Annotated in this window: 19 protein-coding genes; 2 read left to right on the top strand and 17 right to left on the bottom strand. The window is 71.7% G+C overall.

Translation table 11 applies throughout. The features are described 5' to 3' along the window. Nucleotides 1–12: 12 nt before the first annotated feature. The 3 genes from PD653B2_RS05395 to PD653B2_RS05385 are packed head-to-tail and all read right to left on the bottom strand — an operon-like array spanning nt 13 to nt 2489. Complete coding sequence (locus PD653B2_RS05395; RefSeq protein WP_085871309.1) at nt 13–969, bottom strand: ABC transporter substrate-binding protein; 957 nt, start codon at nt 967–969, stop codon at nt 13–15. A 51-nt stretch (nt 970–1020) separates the two neighbouring features. Beyond that, nucleotides 1021–1785 carry an ABC transporter permease gene (locus PD653B2_RS05390; RefSeq protein WP_085871308.1) on the bottom strand — a complete coding sequence of 255 codons (765 nt, stop codon included), beginning with the start codon at nt 1783–1785 and terminating at the stop codon, nt 1021–1023. Then, on the bottom strand, nt 1782–2489 hold the full coding sequence (locus PD653B2_RS05385; RefSeq protein ID WP_085871307.1) for an ABC transporter permease: 708 nt from the start codon (nt 2487–2489) through the stop codon (nt 1782–1784). Before PD653B2_RS05385 ends, PD653B2_RS05390 begins: the two co-directional genes overlap by 4 nt. Before the next feature lie 3 nt (nt 2490–2492). Between PD653B2_RS05385 and PD653B2_RS05380 the strand changes: the two genes are divergently transcribed. Continuing rightward, a complete protein-coding gene (locus PD653B2_RS05380; protein WP_207559337.1) occupies nt 2493–3536 on the top strand; it encodes an ABC transporter ATP-binding protein in 1044 nt (347 codons plus the stop codon). Here the strand turns inward: PD653B2_RS05380 and PD653B2_RS05375 are convergent. From PD653B2_RS05375 to dacB, 13 genes are all read right to left on the bottom strand, one after another. Beyond that, nucleotides 3526–4620: a GNAT family N-acetyltransferase gene (locus PD653B2_RS05375; protein WP_207559336.1), complete on the bottom strand. Its 1095-nt coding sequence runs from the start codon at nt 4618–4620 to the stop codon at nt 3526–3528. The genes PD653B2_RS05380 and PD653B2_RS05375 overlap by 11 nt on opposite strands. 129 nt (nt 4621–4749) lie before the next feature. Continuing rightward, nucleotides 4750–5343 carry a hypothetical protein gene (locus tag PD653B2_RS05370; protein ID WP_085871306.1) on the bottom strand — a complete coding sequence of 198 codons (594 nt, stop codon included), beginning with the start codon at nt 5341–5343 and terminating at the stop codon, nt 4750–4752. Nucleotides 5344–5353: 10 nt separating this feature from the next. After that, complete coding sequence (locus PD653B2_RS05365; RefSeq protein ID WP_085871305.1) at nt 5354–5842, bottom strand: DUF3180 domain-containing protein; 489 nt, start codon at nt 5840–5842, stop codon at nt 5354–5356. Between the two features lie 7 nt (nt 5843–5849). Further along, nucleotides 5850–6419: a 2-amino-4-hydroxy-6-hydroxymethyldihydropteridine diphosphokinase gene (folK, locus tag PD653B2_RS05360; RefSeq protein ID WP_085871304.1), complete on the bottom strand. Its 570-nt coding sequence runs from the start codon at nt 6417–6419 to the stop codon at nt 5850–5852. After that, complete coding sequence (gene folB, locus PD653B2_RS05355) at nt 6416–6787, bottom strand: dihydroneopterin aldolase (RefSeq protein WP_085871303.1); 372 nt, start codon at nt 6785–6787, stop codon at nt 6416–6418. Before folB ends, folK begins: the two co-directional genes overlap by 4 nt. After that, complete coding sequence (gene folP / locus PD653B2_RS05350) at nt 6784–7623, bottom strand: dihydropteroate synthase (protein ID WP_085871302.1); 840 nt, start codon at nt 7621–7623, stop codon at nt 6784–6786. Before folP ends, folB begins: the two co-directional genes overlap by 4 nt. Before the next feature lie 36 nt (nt 7624–7659). Further along, nucleotides 7660–8283, bottom strand: a complete 624-nt coding sequence (gene folE / locus PD653B2_RS05345) for a GTP cyclohydrolase I FolE (RefSeq protein ID WP_085871301.1) — start codon at nt 8281–8283, stop codon at nt 7660–7662. Nucleotides 8284–8287: 4 nt separating this feature from the next. After that, a complete protein-coding gene (gene ftsH / locus PD653B2_RS05340; protein WP_085871300.1) occupies nt 8288–10378 on the bottom strand; it encodes an ATP-dependent zinc metalloprotease FtsH in 2091 nt (696 codons plus the stop codon). A 267-nt stretch (nt 10379–10645) separates the two neighbouring features. Continuing rightward, a complete protein-coding gene (gene hpt / locus PD653B2_RS05335; RefSeq protein ID WP_085871299.1) occupies nt 10646–11197 on the bottom strand; it encodes a hypoxanthine phosphoribosyltransferase in 552 nt (183 codons plus the stop codon). Between the two features lie 15 nt (nt 11198–11212). Then, the gene (locus PD653B2_RS05330; protein WP_085871298.1) at nt 11213–11977 is read right to left on the bottom strand and encodes an Ig-like domain repeat protein; all 765 of its coding nucleotides are present in this window, start codon (nt 11975–11977) and stop codon (nt 11213–11215) included. 49 nt (nt 11978–12026) lie between these two features. Then, complete coding sequence (tilS, locus tag PD653B2_RS05325; RefSeq protein ID WP_085871297.1) at nt 12027–12992, bottom strand: tRNA lysidine(34) synthetase TilS; 966 nt, start codon at nt 12990–12992, stop codon at nt 12027–12029. Nucleotides 12993–13005: 13 nt separating this feature from the next. Then, nucleotides 13006–14046 carry a zinc-dependent metalloprotease gene (locus PD653B2_RS05320; RefSeq protein ID WP_085871296.1) on the bottom strand — a complete coding sequence of 347 codons (1041 nt, stop codon included), beginning with the start codon at nt 14044–14046 and terminating at the stop codon, nt 13006–13008. A gap of 29 nt (nt 14047–14075) precedes the next feature. Continuing rightward, on the bottom strand, nt 14076–15482 hold the full coding sequence (gene dacB, locus PD653B2_RS05315; RefSeq protein ID WP_085871295.1) for a D-alanyl-D-alanine carboxypeptidase/D-alanyl-D-alanine endopeptidase: 1407 nt from the start codon (nt 15480–15482) through the stop codon (nt 14076–14078). 81 nt (nt 15483–15563) lie between these two features. Between dacB and PD653B2_RS05310 the strand changes: the two genes are divergently transcribed. Then, complete coding sequence (locus tag PD653B2_RS05310; RefSeq protein WP_278247442.1) at nt 15564–16124, top strand: inorganic diphosphatase; 561 nt, start codon at nt 15564–15566, stop codon at nt 16122–16124. Nucleotides 16125–16245: 121 nt separating this feature from the next. On the opposite strand, the gene PD653B2_RS05305 is transcribed toward PD653B2_RS05310, so the two are convergent. Then, nucleotides 16246–18207 (bottom strand): acyl-CoA dehydrogenase family protein, encoded by a 1962-nt coding sequence (locus PD653B2_RS05305; RefSeq protein ID WP_085871294.1) that lies wholly within the window; start codon nt 18205–18207, stop codon nt 16246–16248. Between the last annotated feature and the right edge of the window lie 33 nt (nt 18208–18240).

Here is an 18240-nt window from a genome sequence, read left to right as displayed (position 1 = left end):
GACCGCAGCGGGTCAGAGGAGACCCGCGTCCACCAGGAACTGGTGTGCGACGTCCTCGGGCTTCTCACGGTCGACCGACACCGAGGCGTTGAGCTCGGTGAGCTTCTCGGTGGTGAGGGCGGCCATCAGGCTGTTGAGGACGTCGGCGACGTCCGGGTGGGCGTCGAGGAACGCGGTGCTCACCGCCGGCACGAGGTTCTGGGCCGGCTGGATCTGCTTGTCGTCCTCGAGCACCACGAGGCCCTGGGACGCCAGGGTGCCGTCGGTGGTGCTGGTCTCGCCGAGCTCGCTCTCGCCATCGATCACCGACTGGTAGGTCTGGTCGCTCGCGTAACCGAGAGGCAGCACCTTGGTGACGTCGATGCCGTACTCGTCCGTGAGACCGCCCTCGCAGTCGAGGCGGCCCTCGCAGTCGGGAGCCGCTGCCAGCGTGACCGACTTGCCTGCGAGGTCGGAGAGCGTCGTGACGCCCTCGGAGTCGGAGTATTCCTGGGTGACGAAGAACGCGTTGGTGTCCGTCGCCGGGGAGGTGTCGAGGAGCGAGATCCCGGCCTCGTCGAGCAGCGACTTGCCCTGGTCGGCGAGCTCGGCGCCGTCTCCGGCGGTGAACGGCTCGGCGTCGGCGCCGTTCTTCTTCGCGTTGAGGAAGTTGACGATGCCGCCGACGTACTCCGGCACCACGTCGATGCTCTGGGGGAACGTCGCCATGTAGGCGTCGCGGGTGTCGACGAGCTTGACGTCGGTCTGGTAGCCGGCGTCGGTCAGGAGCTCGTCGTACATCGCCGCGACGAGGGCGGCCTCGGGGAAGCTCTGCCCGGAGATCCGCACGGGGCCCTGGTCGGCCCCGGCGGCGGGCGTGGTGTCGCCCTCGCTGGCGGTGTCGTCGCTGAGGTCGCTGCCGGCACAGGCCGTGGCGAGCAAGAGGGAGCCGACGGCGAGAACCGCGGCGAGGGAGCGGCGTGCGTGCATGTGAGTCACCTTCTGTGTCCCGCGGCACGAGGCCGCGCGTGTCCGGTCGCGCTAGTGGCCGACGGCGTCGGTCGCCTCGGTAACGATAGGCCCGCCCTCCGACATTCCCCGGAGACGTGGTGGTGACGACGCCCGGGGCGTCGGGTCGAGCACCCGCTGGACCAGGGCGGCGACCACCTCGAGGAGGAGCGCGACCAGGGCCACCACGATGGCTCCGGCAATGCCCTTCCCGTAGTTGGTGCGGTAGAAGCCGTCGGTGATCACCTGGCCGAGGCCGGGCCCGGCGACCAGCGCGGCGATCGTCGCCGTCGCCCACACCTGGACCAGTGCCAGGCGCACCCCGGACATCACCAACGGCGCGGAGAGCGGCAGCTCCACGCGGAAGAACTTCTGCCAGCCGGTCATGCCCATGCCGTCGGCCGCCTGCTTGACGGAGGGCGAGACCTCCACGACCGCGACATAGCCGTTGGTGATGATCGGCGGTAGCGCGAAGAGGGTGAGGGCGATGATGGTCGCCAGGCCCGCACGTCCGTAGGGCCCGAACGACGCGGTACCCGGCCAGTCGGCGGTGACCAGGAGGGCCAGCAGCGCGAACGTCGGGACGGCGCGGCCGACGTTCGAGACATTGATGGCGAGGAACCCGCCGCGGCCGAGGTGCCCGAGCCAGAGCGCGATCGGGAGACCGATGACCACCGCGACCAGGAGCGCGGTGGCGCTGAGCAACAGCTGCTGCACCAGCAGCTGGAGCATGCCGTCGTCACCGGTCCAGTTGGCCGCGGTCGTGAGGTAGTCCCACGCGTCGGAGACGACGGTCATGCCCGCACCCCCCGGGTCCAGGGCGTCAGGAGTCGCTGCGTGAGGACGATCAGCAGGTCGAGCACGACGGCGATCACGACGCAAAGGATCGAGGCGGCCATGAGCTCGGCGCGGAAGTTCGTGCTCACCCCGTCCTTGATCAGGTTCCCGAGACCGCCGTACGCGACCAGCGAACCGACGGTGGTCAGCGCGACGGTCGACACGGTGGCGACGCGCAGGCCGGCCATGATCACCGGCAGGGCGAGCGGGAGGTCGACCTTCAGCAGCAGACGGGTGCTGCCGAAGCCCAGGCCGATCGCGGACTCACGGACCTCGTCGGGCACCGAGCGCAGCCCCTCCAGCATGCTGCGCACCAGGATCGTCAGGGCGTAGAGCGCCAGCCCGATCACGACGGTGGTGGCGCTCAGGCCGGTGAACGGGACGAGCAGCGGCAGCAGCGCGAGCGATGGGATCGTGTAGATCGCGGTCGTCAGGCCGAGGATGCCCGACTCCAGTCGCGGGAGGCGCCGGGCCAGCAGGGCCAGGGGAAACGCGATCACGACCCCGAGCAGCACCGAGACGACCGTGATCTCCAGGTGCTGGGTCGTCGCGTCCACCAGCTCGGACCTGCGGTCCTGGAGGTACTGACCGCAGAACCACTCGTTCGTGAGCCTGCTGTAGCAACTCGGCTCACCGGCTGCGGCGGCGGCCACGAGTAGGGTCACCGCATGGACGGTACCCGCTCCTCCGCCCCGACCTCCACGACGCCGCGCGATCCGATGATCCGGCTCTCCGGGGTCGGCAAGACCTACGAGGACGGCACCGTCGCCGTCCACGAGCTCGACCTGGTCGTCAACCGGGGTGAGCTGGTCACCCTCGTCGGGCCCTCGGGGTGCGGCAAGTCGACGACGCTGAAGATGATCAACCGGCTGATCGAGCCCACGAGCGGCACGATCGAGATCGACGGCCAGGACGTCACCCACCAGGACCCGGTCACGCTGCGCCGCGGCATCGGCTACGTCATCCAGCAGGTCGGTCTCTTCCCGCACCAGAAGGTCATCACCAACGTGATGACAGTGCCGCTCCTGTACGGCGAGTCCAAGGCGACGGCGCGGGAGCGGGCCGCCGAGCTGATGGAGCTGGTCGGGCTCGACCCGGCGACGTACGCCGACCGCTACCCGCACCAGCTCTCGGGCGGTCAGCAGCAGCGGGTCGGCGTGGCCCGCGCGCTCGCGGCGCACCCACCGGTGCTGCTCATGGACGAGCCGTTCGGCGCGGTCGACCCCCTGGTGCGGCTGCGGCTCCAGGACGAGTTCCTCCGGCTGCACGACGAGCTCGGCATCACCGTCGTGCTGGTCACCCACGACATCGACGAGGCCGTCCGGCTGGGCGACAAGGTCGCGATCTTCGCGGCCGGGGGGCGGCTGGCCCAGTACGACACCCCGGCCCGGGTGCTCGGCCGCCCGGCCGACGACTTCGTCGCCGAGTTCGTCGGGTCGACCTCGGGCCTGCGCCGGCTCGACGTGATCCCGCTGGACCCCGCCCACGTCGAGCCGCTCGACCGCGTGAGCGTCGGCGACCTCGGCTCGGCGATCGACGCCGACACCACGCTGGGCGCGGCGCTCGCGGCACTCCTGCGCGAGGACCGCGGCATGATCGGGATCAAGCAGGGGGCGCAGTTCGTGGGCGTGCTGACGCCCAACGGGGTGCACCACGCGCTGCGCGCGGCGCTCGCCGAGATGACCGAGGCCGAGGCGGCGACTAGGACGTGACCGGGACGTCGCGGTGCCAGGACTCCGTGACGTACTTGGTCTGCCAGCCCATCGACGTGTAGAGCCCGGCCGCGCCGGTCGGCGAGTCGGCGTCGACCTCGAGGCCGACCCGGTCGCGGCCTCGGCCGGCGGCGTCCGCGATGATCGTGCGCAGCAGGCCCTTGGCCACCCCCCGGCCCCGAGCGGCCTCGAGCACGCCGAGGTAGGACACGTACGAGCCGTCCGGGCCGTTCGCGCTCTCCGAGACGGTGCCGATCAGCGCGCCGACCGGCTGCGGCCGGTCGCCGCTGTCGGGGTCGACCAGCTCGGCCAGCCACCAGTGGTCCCAGCGGTGCCCGGGGTCCTCGCGCAGCCGGTGGATGAACTCCTCGAAGGTCTCCTCGCTGGAGTTGAAGTGGTCCACGAACGCCCCCTCCAGGACGTCGTGCACCTCGCGCAGGTCGCTCTCGTCGGGCATGCCGGTGCCGGTGCGCCGGACCAGCCGGAAGACGACACCGCCGTTCTCCCAGTGGTCGGGGGTCTCGACGAGACCCTCCTCGTCGGGCGTGACCGGACGGCTCATCTGCCACCAGGTGCGGACCTTCTCGAAGCCGGCCCCGGCCAGCCAGCGGGCCTGGCGCTCGTCGCCCTCGAAGGCGCCGGTGTCGATCTGCTGGGTCTCGAGACCGCGCGCGGCGCCGACGGAGCGGGCCTGCGCCTCGGCCCACTCGAACAGCAGGTCCGAGCAGGTGTCGGCGACGTCGTCGGGCAGCTCGCGCTGCACGACGTGGACGAAGAGCATCCGGCCGACCGAGCGGTCGTGGACGCTGCCCCAGGCCTGGATGTCGCCCTCGGCGTCGCGGACCACGACGTTCTCGCGCATCAACAGGCCGTGCTCGGAGACCTCGACGAGGACGTCGTCGACCGAGGCACCCGCCCAGCCCCGGCCGTGCCGCTCGTGGGCACGGAGCAGCTGGGTCAGCCGGGCGACGTCGAACCGGTCGGCGGGGTCGGGCGTGCCGACCGTCCAGCCTCGCGGCAGGCCGGGCACGTCGCCCAGCACCTCGTCGGGGTCGCTCTCGAACCGGTTGTCGTCGGGGATCACGGTCGCGATTGTGCCGCACCCCTGCCGACGGGCGTCACGCGCCGTGGTCGAGGCCCGTTCGTACGTCACGAGGTCTCGGCACGCGGGTCGCGACCTCGTTCCTCGCTCGCGCGGCTTGCTCGACCACCGTCATCCGGTCCGCTTCGCGGCCCGGATCTGGGTGATGGCCTCGAGCTCGGCGCGGACGACGTCCAGCTCCTGCTCGAGCTCGGCGACCCGGACGATCGCCTCGGCCGCGCGCTGCTGCGACTGCTCGAGCAACGTGGCGGTCGTGCGGCCGTCGGTCTCGGCGAGGTCGGCGCGCCGCGTCTCGGCGTCCAGCCTGCGGGTCGCCTCGGCGGCGCGCCCCTGGGCGGCGGTCAGCGCGTCCTCGAGCTCGTGGACGGCCGTCTGGTGGCGGGTCAGGCGCTCCTGCATGGACTCGGCGAAGGCGGTGTGCTCGGCCGTGCGCGTGTCGGTCAGGTCGCGGTAGGCGCGGGCCTGCTCGGCGCGGTCACGCGCGGCGTCGCGGCGGGCGTCGGCGAGCTCGGAGTGGGTGATCCGGGTGGCCGCGGCGCCGAGGACGACACCGAGGACGGCGGCGAGCACCACGAGGATCCAGGTGCCGCTGATGACCGCGCCGAGGACGGCCAGCGCCGAGACGGCGAGCAGGACGACGGCGACGGTCAGTCGGGTGCTGCGCTGCCGGCGTCGGCCGGCGGATGATGCCTGGGGGGAAGCCATACCCCCGAGGTTAGGCTTCGTCCCCGTCGGAACGGACGCGACACGCGCGCTCCAGGAGCATCGCGGTGACGACGATCGCCACGCCCGCGGCCCCCGCGATGCCCGACCGCAGCGCTCGCTGGGCCGCGAGCTCGGCGTCGTTGCCGAGCCAGGTCACGGCGTAGCCGACGTAGCCGCCGGCGACGAGCGCACCGACGAGCGCGCAGGCCCGGGCCAGCACGAGGCGGTTGACCGCCTGGTTCGGCTCGAGCCGCCGGCGCTGGACGTGCACGGTGCGCCAGGTGAGGTACGCCGTCGCGCCGAGGATCGCGGCGACCAGGACCAGCGCCAGCGGTTGCGCCCAGGTGACGATCGGGGCGCTGCCCCGCCACCGCACGGTGAGGGGGTGCAGCAGCCAGCCGCCGACCAGGCCGGCGACCCCCCATCCGGTGAGGACACCGGCCGACGTCGGTCGGAGCCGCCCACCCGACGGTTCCTCGCCGGACGGGTCGGCGCTCACCGGCGGGTCACTGGACCTCGAGGACCAGGTCGTCCCGCAGCTTGATGCCACTCTGGTCGGTCGCCTCCAGCAGGTCGGCCACCGGACCGAGGTCCGGGAACTCCGCCTCCGGGTCGAGGTCGAGCCAGGGACGCAGCACGAACGCCCGCTCGGCCGCCCGCGGGTGCGGCAGCCGGAGCGACTCCTCGTCGCTGCGCCGGTCGCCGACGACGATCAGGTCCACGTCGAGGGTGCGCGGCGCGTTCTTGACCTCGCTGCGCTCCCGCTCGAAGGCGTCCTCGATGGCCAGCGCCCGGTCCATCAGCCGGCTGGCGGCCAACGTGGTGTCCATCATCACGATGGCGTTGAGGAAGGTCTTCGTGTCGGGCGGGCAGCCGACCGGCTCGGTCTCGTAGACGGGCGAGACACCGGTGATCCACACGTCCGGTGTGTCCGCCAGGGCGTTGACGGCGCCCTGCAGGCTGGCCAGCCGCTCGCCGAGGTTGGAGCCCAACGCCAGCACCGCCCGACGGATCGGACGCATCTCACCGGTCAGCGTGTCGGCATCGATGATGTTGGGGTTGGGGGTCTCAGTCACGGGCGGCCCTCACGTTTCCGGGTGATCGTCAGCGCGACGTCTTCGAACGTCGCGTCGATGGGTGCGTCCGGCTTGTGAACCGTGACCCGCGCCCATTCAACACGGTCGTCCAAGAGGCAGACGCCCGAGATCCGCTGGGCCAGGGTCTCGATCAGGTCGACCGGATCCTTCTCCACGGCGGCTTTCACCGAGGCCACGAGACTCCCGTAGTCGACGGTGTCTGGCAAGTCGTCGGACGCCGCCGCGGGTGCGGTGTCGATGCCGAGGGTGAGGTCGATCACGAAGGTCTGCCCCTCGCGCTTCTCGAACTCGAACACCCCGTGGTGGCCGTAGCACTCGATGCCGCGGACCGTGAGCTCGTCGGTCATGGTCCGTCCTCCCCGGTCAGCCGCTCGAGCACCCGGAGGGCGTCGCGCGCGGCGCGTACGTCGTGCACCCGCAGGCCCCACACCCCCTGGTGAGCGAGGTGGATCGTGAGCGCGGTGTTGGCGTGCTCCCGCATCTCCACCGGACGGGGCGTCCCGCGAGCGTCCGCGAGCAGCCTACCGAGGAAGGACTTGCGGCTCGCACCCACCAGCAGCGGGAAGCCGAGCGCCTGCAGCGGCCCGAGGTCGCGCAGCAGCTGCCAGTTGTGCTCGCCGTGCTTGGCGAACCCGAGGCCCGGGTCGAGGACGATCCGGTCGGGGGCGATCCCCGCGGCCAGGATCGCCTCCACCCGCTCGGACAGCTCGTCGCGGACCGCCCCGACCACGCCGCCCGGGCCGTCGTACACGGCGAAGTCGCGCATGTGGTCGGCGTGAGCTCGCCAGTGCATCGCGATGTACGGCGCACCCGCGGCGGCCACGACCTCGAGGATGCGCGGGTCCGCGAGGCCGCCGGAGACGTCGTTGACCATCGTGGCGCCGGCGGCGAGCGCCGCCTCGGCCACCTCGGAGCGCATGGTGTCGACGGAGACGACGGCTCCGTCGGCGGCCAGCTCCGTGATCACCGGGATCACCCGGCCGAGCTCCTCCTCGACGACGGGCCGGGTCGCGCCCGGCCGGGTCGACTCCCCGCCGATGTCGAGGATGTCGGCCCCGTCGGCCAGCAGGGCGCGGCCGTGTGCGACGGCGGCCTCCGGCTCGAGCCAGCGGCCGCCGTCGGAGAACGAGTCGGGCGTGACGTTGACGACGCCCATCAGCTGCGGGAGCGTGCGCGTCGTCATGGGCACCGAGGCTAGCGGTGTGCGGCCCCGCCGGGGTCAGCGGTGGCCGCGGCTGCTGTTGATCAGCGACATCGCCTCGGAGCGGGTCGCGGCGTTGTGCATGATGCCGCGCACGGCGGAGGTGATGGTGCGGGCGCCGGCCTTCTTGACCCCGCGCATCGTCATGCAGAGGTGCTCGGCCTCGATCACCACGATCACGCCGCGGGCGTCGAGGATCCGCATCAGCGCGTCGGCCACCTGGGTGGTCAGCCGCTCCTGCACCTGGGGGCGCTTGGCGTAGACGTCGACCAGCCGGGCCAGCTTCGAGATGCCGGTGATCTTGCCGCTCTCGGCCGGGATGTAGCCCACGTGCGCGACGCCGGTGAACGGCACCAGGTGGTGCTCGCACATCGACCACAGCTCGATGTCGCGGACCAGGACCATCTCGTCGTGTCCGAGGTCGAACGTCGTGGTGAGGACGTCCTCCGGGGCCATCCGCATCCCGGACGTGACCTCCGCGTACGCCCGGGCGACCCGCGCCGGGGTGTCCCGCAGCCCCTCGCGGTCGGGGTCCTCGCCGATCGCGGCCAGGAGCTCGCGCACGGCGGCCTCGGCCCGCGCCTGGTCGAACGGCGGGATGTCCTCGGGCGCCCGGTCGTCGGGGCGGATGGAGTCGGTCACGGTCTCAGTGCGGCGGGAGCTGGGTCCCGGGCCCCTGGACTCCGGGGTCGCCGTGCACGTCGCCGCCGGACCCGGGCGGGGTCAGGATCGCGCCGGAGCCGTTCTGACCCTCCTCGGTGTCCTTCGGGCCGTCGCCGTTCGAGGCGGCGAAGGCCGCAGCGTTGGCGGCCGCGCGGTCCTTGATCCACTGCGGGATCTCGACCGGCGGGATCGCCGACGGGTGCCGCTGGTCGGAGCCGGTCCACGCGGGGCGCTCGGGGCGCCGGCGCAGGGGCTCGAAGACGCGGGCGACCTGCTCCTTGTCGAGGGTCTCCTTGTCGAAGAGCTCGAGCACGAGGGCGTCGAGCACGTCGCGGTTCTCCTCGAGGATCTCGAAGGCCTCCTGGTGGGCGTGCGCCAGGAACTTCTTGGTCTCCTCGTCGATCTTGGCCGCGACGTCCTCGGAGTAGTTGCGCTGGTGGCCCATGTCGCGGCCGAGGAACGGCTCGGAGGTCGAGTCGCCCAGCTTGATCGCGCCGAGCGTCTCCGTCATGCCGTACTGGGTGACCATCGCGCGGGCCAGGGCGGTGGCCTTCTCGATGTCGTTGCCGGCACCCGTGGTCGGGTCGTGGAAGACCATCTCCTCGGCGGCCCGGCCGCCGAGCATGTAGGCGAGCGAGTCGAGCATCTGCGAGCGCGTCTGGGAGTACTTGTCCTCGTCGGGCAGCACCATCGTGTAGCCGAGCGCCCGGCCGCGGGGCAGGATCGTGATCTTGTGCACCGGGTCGGTGCCGGGCAGCGCCGCCGCGACCAGGGCGTGGCCGCCCTCGTGGTAGGCCGTGATGAGCTTCTCCTTCTCGCTCATCAGGCGGGTGCGCCGCTGCGGTCCGGCGATCACCCGGTCGATCGCCTCGTCGAGCGCGGTGTTGGTGATCAGCTTCTGGTTGGCCCGCGCGGTCAGCAGCGCGGCCTCGTTGAGCACGTTGGCCAGGTCGGCGCCCGTGAAGCCCGGCGTACGACGGGCCACGGAGAGCAGGTCGATGTCCTGGGCCATCGGCTTGCCGCGCGAGTGGACCTTGAGGATCTGGTGGCGACCCGACAGGTCGGGGGCGTCGACCGCGATCTGGCGGTCGAATCGGCCCGGGCGCAGGAGGGCCGGGTCGAGCACGTCGGGGCGGTTCGTCGCGGCGATCAGGATGACGCCGCCGCGGACGTCGAAGCCGTCCATCTCGACGAGCAGCTGGTTGAGCGTCTGCTCGCGCTCGTCGTGACCGCCGCCCATGCCGGCGCCGCGGTGGCGACCGACGGCGTCGATCTCGTCGATGAAGACGATCGCCGGGGCGTTCTCCTTGGCCTGCTCGAACAGGTCGCGGACGCGGGACGCACCCACACCGACGAACATCTCGACGAAGTCGGAGCCGGAGATGGAGTAGAACGGCACGCCCGCCTCGCCGGCGACGGCGCGCGCGAGCAGCGTCTTGCCCGTGCCGGGAGGACCGTAGAGCAGCACGCCCTTGGGGATCTTGGCGCCGACGGCCTGGAACTTCGCGGGCTCCTGGAGGAACTCCTTGATCTCCTCGAGCTCCTCGATGGCCTCCTCGCAGCCGGCGACGTCGGTGAAGGTCGTCTTCGGCATGTCCTTGGAGATCAACTTCGCCTTGGACTTGGCGAACTGCATCACGCCGCGGCCGCCGCCACCCTGGACCTGGTTCATCAAGAACAGGAACAGCAAGATGATCAGCGCGAACGGCAGCAGGGTGGCCAGGATCGAGCCGAGCAGGCTGGGCTTGGCGATCTTGGAGTTCGACTTCTCGATGGCGCCGTCGGCGATCTGCTGGTCGACCTGCTTGATGATGCCCTGCTGCTGACCGTCGACCCAGTACGCCTCGACCTTGTCGCCGTCGTCCCGGACGCCGCTGTCGAGGGTGGCCTGGATGACCTGGTCACCTCCGACGAAGGTGATCTCCTTGACCTCGCCCTGGGCGATGTAGGACTCCATCGTGGAGGTCTCGACCTCGTCGTACCCGCCGTTGGGGGCGAGGTACTGGAGCGCGACGAGCACGCCCACCACGGCCAGGACGATCCACAGCCAGGGACCCTTGAATATGCGCTTCACAGGCTTCTCTCGACGCGACGTTGCCGCCCGTCGACCGGTTGGCCGGACGGACGCTCATCTGAACTGCCGACGGTACACACCGCGGGCAATGGGCATTGTCTCAGGAATCGGCGGGTGGGGCGCAGCGGGCCCACGGGACGGCCGGCTGGGGTCGCGCTCGCCGCCGCCTTCCGTCTCACCCGGTCTCGACACGCCGGTCGCGACCTCGCGAGCTCGGTCGCGCGGCTCGCTCGACCACCATCAGCGGGTCCGCTGGCGCGTCCCCGCTCAGGAGTACACGTGCGGGGCGAGGGTGCCGATGTCGCGCAGGTTGCGGTAGCGCTCCTTGTAGTCCAGCCCGTAGCCGACGACGAACTCGTTCGGGATGTCCCAGCCGATGTAGCGCACGTCGACCGGCATGGTCAGCGCCTCGGGCTTGCGCAGGAGGGTGCAGATCTCGACGCTCGCGGGGCTGCGCGAGGCGAGGTTGGCCGTCAGCCAGGACAGCGTCAGGCCGGTGTCGATGATCTCGTCGACGATGACGACGTGCCGCCCGGAGATGTCGGTGTCGAGGTCCTTCAGGATCCGGACGACGCCGCTGGACTTCGTGCCGGAGCCGTAGGACGACACCGCCATCCAGTCCATCTCGAGGTGCCGGGTGAAGCTGCGCGCGAGGTCGGCCATCACCATCACCGCGCCGCGCAGGATCCCGACGATGAGGAGGTCCTTGCCGGCGTAGTCCTGCTCGATCTCGGCCGCGAGCTCGCGCAGGCGGGTCTGGATCTGCTCCTCGGTGAAGAGGACGTTGACCAGGTCGTTCTCCACGTGCGAAGCGTCCATGGCGGAGAGCCTAGGTCAGTGCTTGGGCCTGACGACCTTGAGGGTGAGGTTGTCGGAGCTCGAGGCCTTGAGCGTCGACGAGCCGAGGTAGTAGACCTTGAGGTGATGGATCCCCTTGTCGAGCTTGTCGATCCCGATCGTGAGCTCGCCGCGGTTCTTGGTCCTGAGCGTGCCCTCACCGAGGACCTCGCGGCCTTCGCGGACCTCGACCGTGCCGGTCGGCTTGGACGTCGCCTTCGACGACACCTCGACGTCGACCACGCCGTTCTGCTTCGTCGTGATCGAGCTGTCCTCGAGCGCACCCTTCGTCCTGGTGTCGGCGAGCTTCTTCTGGATCTCGATCTCGCCGAGGCTGACCTTCTGGCGCGCCTTCGCCACCTCGATGTCGTCGAGCACCAGCGTCGTGTAGCCATCGCGGGTGACGGTCAACGTGTAGGTGCCCCGTGTCACCTCGAGGAAGAAGTAGCCGTGCTGCGGGCCGTCCTCGCGGTCGCTCGCGTAGGTCAGCGCCGATGCGCTCGGGGTCCCGTCAGCCTTCGTGGCCTGCACCTGGACGTCGTCGAGGTACGTGCCGAACTGGTCCACCACAACGCCCTGGATCAGCGCCGACCCGGCGCGCGGAGCGGAGGTGGCGTGGCCGGAGGCCGGCGCAGCGGAGGCCGGGAGCGCCTGGGGTGCGATCGCAGCGACGGCGATCAGAGCGGCGGCCGCGGCGGCCGTACGACGGTAGGACATCTCGTTCCTCGTTTCGGGGGTGACGCTGACCAGACGGTCGGTCATAGGGAGTCTGACGTGAATATCGGCCCACCAGGTGCAAACCTGTGATTTCTCATCCTCGAGACCCGAAATGGAGCCGCCCGCCCTCGCGGCGGCAGCGGACCGCGCCGGGCAGCTCGGCCCAGCGCTGACCGTGCCAGTCGGTGAGCAGCGCGTCCATCGCGAGCACGTGGTCGTGGAACAGCTCGGAGGCAGGCGCCCCCGCGGCCAGGGCCGCCAGCCGCAGGACCCGGCGTCGGATCGACACGGGCTCGGCCAGGAGCCCGTCGACGGGGAGACCGGCCAGGCGGGCGAGCGCGGCCTCCGCCTGGTCGTCGAGGAGGTCCATGTCGGCCCGCAGCTGGTCGGCGGTGCGGGCCAGGGTCGCGGCGACGCCGGGCCCGAGCTCCTCCTCCAGGACGGGCAGGACCCGCGAGCGCACGCGAACCCGGGTGTACGCCGGGTCGACGTTGTGGGGGTCCTCCCAGAACCCGATGCCCTCGACCTGGCAGGCGGTGACCGTGTCGGCGCGCGCGACGTCGAGCAGGGGCCGCACGAACACGTCGAACGAGCGGCGCATCCCGGCGAGGGACCGACCCCCCGAGCCACGGGTCAGGCCGAGCAGCACGGTCTCCGCCTGGTCGTCGCGGGTGTGGCCGAGGACGACCGCCGCGGCGCCGAAGCGCTCGGCGATCTTCTCGAGCACGGCGTACCGGGCCCGACGCGCCGCTGCCTCGGGCCCGAGCCCGGCGCCCTCGACGTGGACGGTCGCCGAGAGGGTCTCATGGGCACCGAGCCCGGCCATCTGCTCCACGACGTGGGCCGCGTGCTCGGCCGAGCCCCCCTGGAGCCCGTGGTCGACGGTCGCGCCGATCACGTGCCAGCCGGCCCGGCGGCTCTCGAACACGGTGGCCGCCAGCAGCGCGAGCGAGTCCGCCCCGCCGGAGCAGGCGACGACGACCGGCTGACCGGCCTCGACGTGCGCGAGGGCGCGGCGTACGGCCAGCCGGACGGCGGCGACGGCGGGGTGGAGGCTCACGACGGCCCGGACCCTAGAGGACGCGCGAGACCCAGGCCTGCGGGTCGGCGATCTCGGCCTTGGACGGGAGGTTGTCCGGGTGCTCCCAGACCGCGTTGAACTCCGCCATCCCGGCCTTGTCGACGACCCCGCGGACGAACTTCGCGCCGTCGCGGTACTGCGCCATCTTGGCGTCGAGCCCCAGCAGCCGGCGCAGCACGCGGTCGAGGGTGCCGACGCCCTTGCGGCGCCGGTTGAAGCGGGTGCGGATGTCACCGACGGTCGGGATGACGGACGGGCCGACGCCGTCCATGACCACGTCGGCGTGACCCTCGAGCAGCGACATGACGCCGGTGACCCGGTCGACGATCTCCTTCTGCTCGGGGTTGCCGATGACGTCGAGGAGGCTGCCGCCGCTCCGGGCGCTCCTGAGCGCCTCGGTGATCCGGCCGAGGCCCTCGTCGAGGAGCTTGGCCGGCTCGAGGGTGTCGGCGATGGCGTGCATCTCGGCGAGGAGGTGGTCGGTCAGCCACGGCACGGCGGTGAACTGCACCCGGTGCGTCTCCTCGTGGAGGCACACCCAGAGCCGGAAGTCGTGCGGGTCCACCTCGAGCTCACGCTCCACGTGGACGATGTTGGGGGCCACCAGCAGCAGCCGGCCGGAGGGCGCGTGGAACGGGTCGAACTGGCCGAGGACCTTGCCGGCGAGGAAGCCCAGCAGCCCCCCGACCTCGGCGCCGGTGACCCGGGAGCCGATCGCCTTGGCCAGCCCCGACGGTGCGCTCTTGCCGGAGCTGAGCTTGTCGACCATCGGCGCGAGCGCGGTGGCGAACCCGTCGGCGTTCGCCTGCACCCACCCGGGCCGGTCGACGACCAGGACCGGCGCCGTACGGTCGGCGGCCACCAGGCCGGTGAACTCCCGGACCAGACCCGTCGAGCGGTCGGCATCGGCCCGGAGCTCGGCGACCGCGGCCGCGGCCTCGCCGCGGGAGATGGCGGGTCCGTCGCCGGCGATCCTGGACCCGATCGAGACCGCGAGGTCCCAGTCGACCATGCCGGACCCGCTGCTCGTCATGCGCCGACCGTACCCGTGGGCGCCAACGCTCACGCTCCGCAGTGGCAGGCCGCGAGCGCCGTGGCGACCGCGTCGAGGGCGTCCTCGGCGGTGAACCTGTCGACCAGCGCGACGCGGTCGGCGAGGAGCGCGAAGACCATCGGCCGGCCGTCCCGGTCGGTCACGGTGCCGGCCAGGCCGTTGACACCCGCCAGGGTGCCGGTCTTGGCCCGGACCAGGCCCCGGCCCCGCTCGGCGTCACCGAAGCGGTCGGCGAGCGAGCCGTTGAAGCCGGCCACCGGCAGCCCGCTGATCACGGCGCGCAGCTCGGGGTGGCCGACGGCGGCGGCGGTCCGGAGCAGGGCCGCCAGGGTGTCCGGGCTGACCAGGTCGTCGCGGGAGAGCCCGCTGCCGTCGTACAGCCTGGCCCCCGTGGTCGGCACCCCGAGCGTCTCGAGGGTGTGGAGGACGCCGGTGACGCCGGCCCTGGACGACCCGTCGTCGCCGGTCGCGCGGCCGACCTGGCGCAGGAGCACCTCGGCGGCCTCGTTGTCGCTGAACTCGAGGGTGTGCTCGACGATCTGCGACAGCGGCGGGCTGGTGACCCGGGCGAGCTCGGCGGCGTCCGGCGGGGCCGGGCGCGGGCGGGGCGCCCCGACGACCTCGACCCCGGCCCGGTCGAGGGCCGCTGCGAACGCGGTCGCGGCGGCTGCTGCGGGGTCGTCGACCCGACCGGACCCGGTGGCCGGGCGGCCCTCGTCGACCCAGAGCGGTGAGATCGGGGACACGACGGCCTCGGGGACGTAGGTCGCCGGCCAGTGCGGGTTCACGGCCGGACCGGAGAAGAGGCTGGTGTCGTAGCCCAGCCGGACCCGGGTGCGGCCGCTGTCCTGGAGCGCCTGCGCGGTCGCCCTGGCGAGGGTGACGACGTCGGCCGGGTGCGGGTACGCCGCCCGGCGGCCGGGCCTGCTCGCCAGCAGCGGGTCACCGCCCCCGACCAGCACGATCCACCCCGGAGCGTCGGAGACCACGGTCGTGGCGAACGTGTGCTCCGGACCGAGGGCCTCGAGGGCGGCCGCGGTCGTCAGGAGCTTGAGTGTCGACGCCGGGGTCGCCGTCCCCATGCCGGCCGAGAAGAGGAGGGTGCCGTCGAGGGCCGACACCGTGGCCAGCACGGCTGGACCGAGGTCGTCGTCCTCGAGCAGCGGGGCGACCGCGCGCCGTACCTTCCCGGGGTCGAGCGGGCCCGCCGCCGGCTCGGCGACGGGCGCCGGGGTGCTGAGAGCGGGCAGGACCAGCCCGGCGGGCGGCGCGACGGCGGCCGGGTCGTGGGTCGGGTCGGGCTGGTCGTCGTCGAGCCGGTAGGCCACCCCTGCCGAGCCGAGGAGGGCCACGACCAGCAGCACGGGAAGCCAGAAGGCCAGGCGTGAGCCGTGGTGTGAGTCACGTCTCGCCACAGTTCACCTCTTCCCGACTGCACGTTTGCCGTCATTGTGCGGGAGACTGGCCGAAGCCTGCCTCGCGGGCCTCCTGGACAGATGACGATGGCGGAGGAAGACGTGCTCGAGTTCGACGTGCTGGTGGAGATCCCCAAGGGTGTGCGCAACAAGTACGAGGTCGACCACGAGTCCGGCCGGATCCGTCTCGACCGCACCCTGTTCACGTCGACGCAGTACCCCGCCGACTACGGCTACATCGAGAACACCCTCGGCCTGGACGGCGACCCGCTCGACGCGATGGTCCTGCTCCAGGAACCGACCTTCCCCGGCTGCCTGATCAAGTGCCGCGCGATCGGCATGTTCCGCATGACCGACGAGGCCGGCGGCGACGACAAGGTCCTCTGTGTCCCCGCGACCGACCCGCGCCTCGAGCACCTGCGCGACATCGCGCACGTCTCCAAGTTCGACCGCCTCGAGATCCAGCACTTCTTCGAGGTCTACAAGGACCTCGAGCCCGGCAAGTCCGTCGAGGGCGCCGAGTGGGTCGGCCGCACCGAGGCCGAGGCCGAGGTCTACGCGTCGTTCGAGCGGCTCAAGACCGAGGGCCACTCCGAGAGCCAGCCGCATCCTCCGGGCCAGGGTCTCCCCCAGGCTCACTGACCGGGCTCGTCGTGGCGCGGGTTTCACCGGTTGGCCGGTGAAAGCCACGCGACACGCCGTGTCGGCACGGCGTGTCGTGCGGGTCTCACCGGCCAACCGGGGATTCCTGGGGCTGGTGTGACTAGCCGACCAGATCCGGGGACCGGAGCATCTCGACCGGGACGCCCCAGGCGTCGACGAGGTCGACGGCGATCGGGCGGACCTTGCGGCAGAGGCTGCCGATCTCGCGGCTGATCGCCTTGGAGCGCTGCACGGTGAGCCGGCCGTGCTCCATGAACCACGCCCGATCGGCCTCGATGGTCGACAGCGCGAACAGGTCGCAGAGCAGGCCGAGCGCGACCTTCTGGTCACCCGCGGGGAGCGAGCGGGTCTTGTCGACGAACGCCTCCAGGACCAGCCGCTCGACGTGCGCGTTGGCGGCGCCGATCACGTGGTCCTGCACCCGGGAGAACACCTCGCCCGGATTCATCTTCTGGTCGATCCCGCGCTTCAGGCGCCGGGCGACGCCGGCCAGCATGTGCTCCTCGCGGAAGCGGAGCATCGCGAGCTGGTAGTCGGGGTCCAGCAGGCCGGCGTCCTGGTCCCACTGGTCGCCGCCGGGCAGGAGGTCCTTGACCCGCTCGAGCAGCTTGTGGGCCGACGTCTTCTCGATCACGGTCTCGACCGCGAGGTTGGTGACGAACCGGACCATCCCGAGCTGGTCCATGTCCTCGAACTCGCTCGCGTAGTCGGTGAGCAGGCCCTTCGCGACGAGCTGCAGCAGCACGTGGTTGTCACCCTCGAACGTCGTGAACACGTCGGTGTCGGCCTTGAGCGCGGCGAAGCGGTTGACCGCCAGGTAGCCCGCTCCCCCACAGGCCTCGCGGCACTCCTGGATGGTGCGGGTTGCGTGCCACGTGCCGAGCGCCTTGGTGCCGGCCGCGCGCGACTCGAGCTCGCGACGGGCGATGTCGTCGTCGGTGATCCCGGAGAAGACATCGTGCAGCTGGGACGCGACGACCTCCTGGGCGAAGTGCAGCGCGTAGGTCCGCGCGATCAGCGGGAAGAGCCGGCGCTGGTGCATGCCGTAGTCGAGGAGCAGCTCCTCGTGCTCGTCGGACGTCGCCTCGAACTGACGACGGCGTACGGCGTACTTCGTGGCGATCGCCAGCGCCACCTTGCTCGCGTTGATGCCGGCGCCGCCGACGCACACGCGACCCTGGACCAGGGTGCCGAGCATCGTGAAGAAGCGCCGGTTGGGGTTCTCGATCTCGCTCTCGTAGACGCCCGCCGGGGTCACGTCGGCGAACCGGTTGAGCAGCGCCGTGCGCGGCACCCGCACCTGGTCGAACCAGATCCGGCCGTTGTCGACGCCGTTGAGGCCCATCTTGAGGCCGTCGTCCTCGATCCGGACGCCCGGACAGGGCTTGCCGTTCTCGCGGATCGGCACGACGAAGGCGTGCACGCCCTCGGACTTGCCGCCGACCTCGAGCTGGGCGAAGACGGCCGCGACCTGGGCGTGCTTCGCGGCGTTGCCGATGTAGTCCTTGCGGGCATCCTCGGTGGTCGTGGTGATCACGAACTCCTGCGTCGCGACGTCGTAGGTCGCGACGGTGCCGAGCGCCTGGACGTTGGAGCCGTGGCCGGTCTCCGTCATCGCGAAGCAGCCCATCAGCTTGCCGGTGATCAGGTCGGCCAGGTAGGCGTCGTGGTGCTCCTGGGTGCCGAGCTGGAGGATCGCACCGCCGAAGAGGCCGAACTGGACGCCGACCTTCACCAGCACCGAGAGGTCGCCGTACGCGAGCGTCTCGAAGGCCGCGATCGAGGCGCCGATGTCGCCCCCGCCGCCGTACTCCTGGGGGAAGCCCATGCCGGTCTGGCCGGTGGCGGCCATCTCGACGACGACGTCCTTGACCCGCTCCCGGAACTCGTCCGTCGAGAGCTGCTCGGCGTCGTCGAGGATCGACGCGTACTCGGCGAGGTTGCTGCGCACCAGGTTGCGCACCTCGGCGTACTTGCCGTCGAGGAGGGCGGTCAGCGCGGGTACGTCGACCTCGGGCTGGACGTATCCCTGCGCGGCGGGTGCGACGGTGTCGGTGGCCATGTCCCGACGCTACCCAGGCCGTTCAGGCTTCAA

It is taken from the genome of Nocardioides sp. PD653-B2, from assembly GCF_002117935.1.
Lineage (GTDB): Bacteria > Actinomycetota > Actinomycetes > Propionibacteriales > Nocardioidaceae > Nocardioides.
This window is presented reverse-complemented; position numbering and strand designations above follow the sequence as displayed.

Bases quoted from the DNA above. Each gene is read 5' to 3' on its own strand.
- PD653B2_RS05370 (WP_085871306.1), bottom strand. From the start codon at position 5,343: ATGGCTTCCCCCCAGGCATCATCCGCCGGCCGACGCCGGCAGCGCAGC.
- PD653B2_RS05310 (WP_278247442.1), top strand. From the start codon at position 15,564: ATGACGATGGCGGAGGAAGACGTGCTCGAGTTCGACGTGCTGGTGGAG.
- folB (WP_085871303.1), bottom strand. From the start codon at position 6,787: ATGACCGACGAGCTCACGGTCCGCGGCATCGAGTGCTACGGCCACCAC.
- PD653B2_RS05390 (WP_085871308.1), bottom strand. From the start codon at position 1,785: ATGACCGTCGTCTCCGACGCGTGGGACTACCTCACGACCGCGGCCAAC.
- hpt (WP_085871299.1), bottom strand. From the start codon at position 11,197: ATGGACGCTTCGCACGTGGAGAACGACCTGGTCAACGTCCTCTTCACC.
- PD653B2_RS05330 (WP_085871298.1), bottom strand. From the start codon at position 11,977: ATGACCGACCGTCTGGTCAGCGTCACCCCCGAAACGAGGAACGAGATG.
- PD653B2_RS05395 (WP_085871309.1), bottom strand. From the start codon at position 969: ATGCACGCACGCCGCTCCCTCGCCGCGGTTCTCGCCGTCGGCTCCCTC.
- folP (WP_085871302.1), bottom strand. From the start codon at position 7,623: ATGACGACGCGCACGCTCCCGCAGCTGATGGGCGTCGTCAACGTCACG.
- PD653B2_RS05320 (WP_085871296.1), bottom strand. From the start codon at position 14,046: ATGACGAGCAGCGGGTCCGGCATGGTCGACTGGGACCTCGCGGTCTCG.
- PD653B2_RS05305 (WP_085871294.1), bottom strand. From the start codon at position 18,207: ATGGCCACCGACACCGTCGCACCCGCCGCGCAGGGATACGTCCAGCCC.
- PD653B2_RS05380 (WP_207559337.1), top strand. From the start codon at position 2,493: ATGGACGGTACCCGCTCCTCCGCCCCGACCTCCACGACGCCGCGCGAT.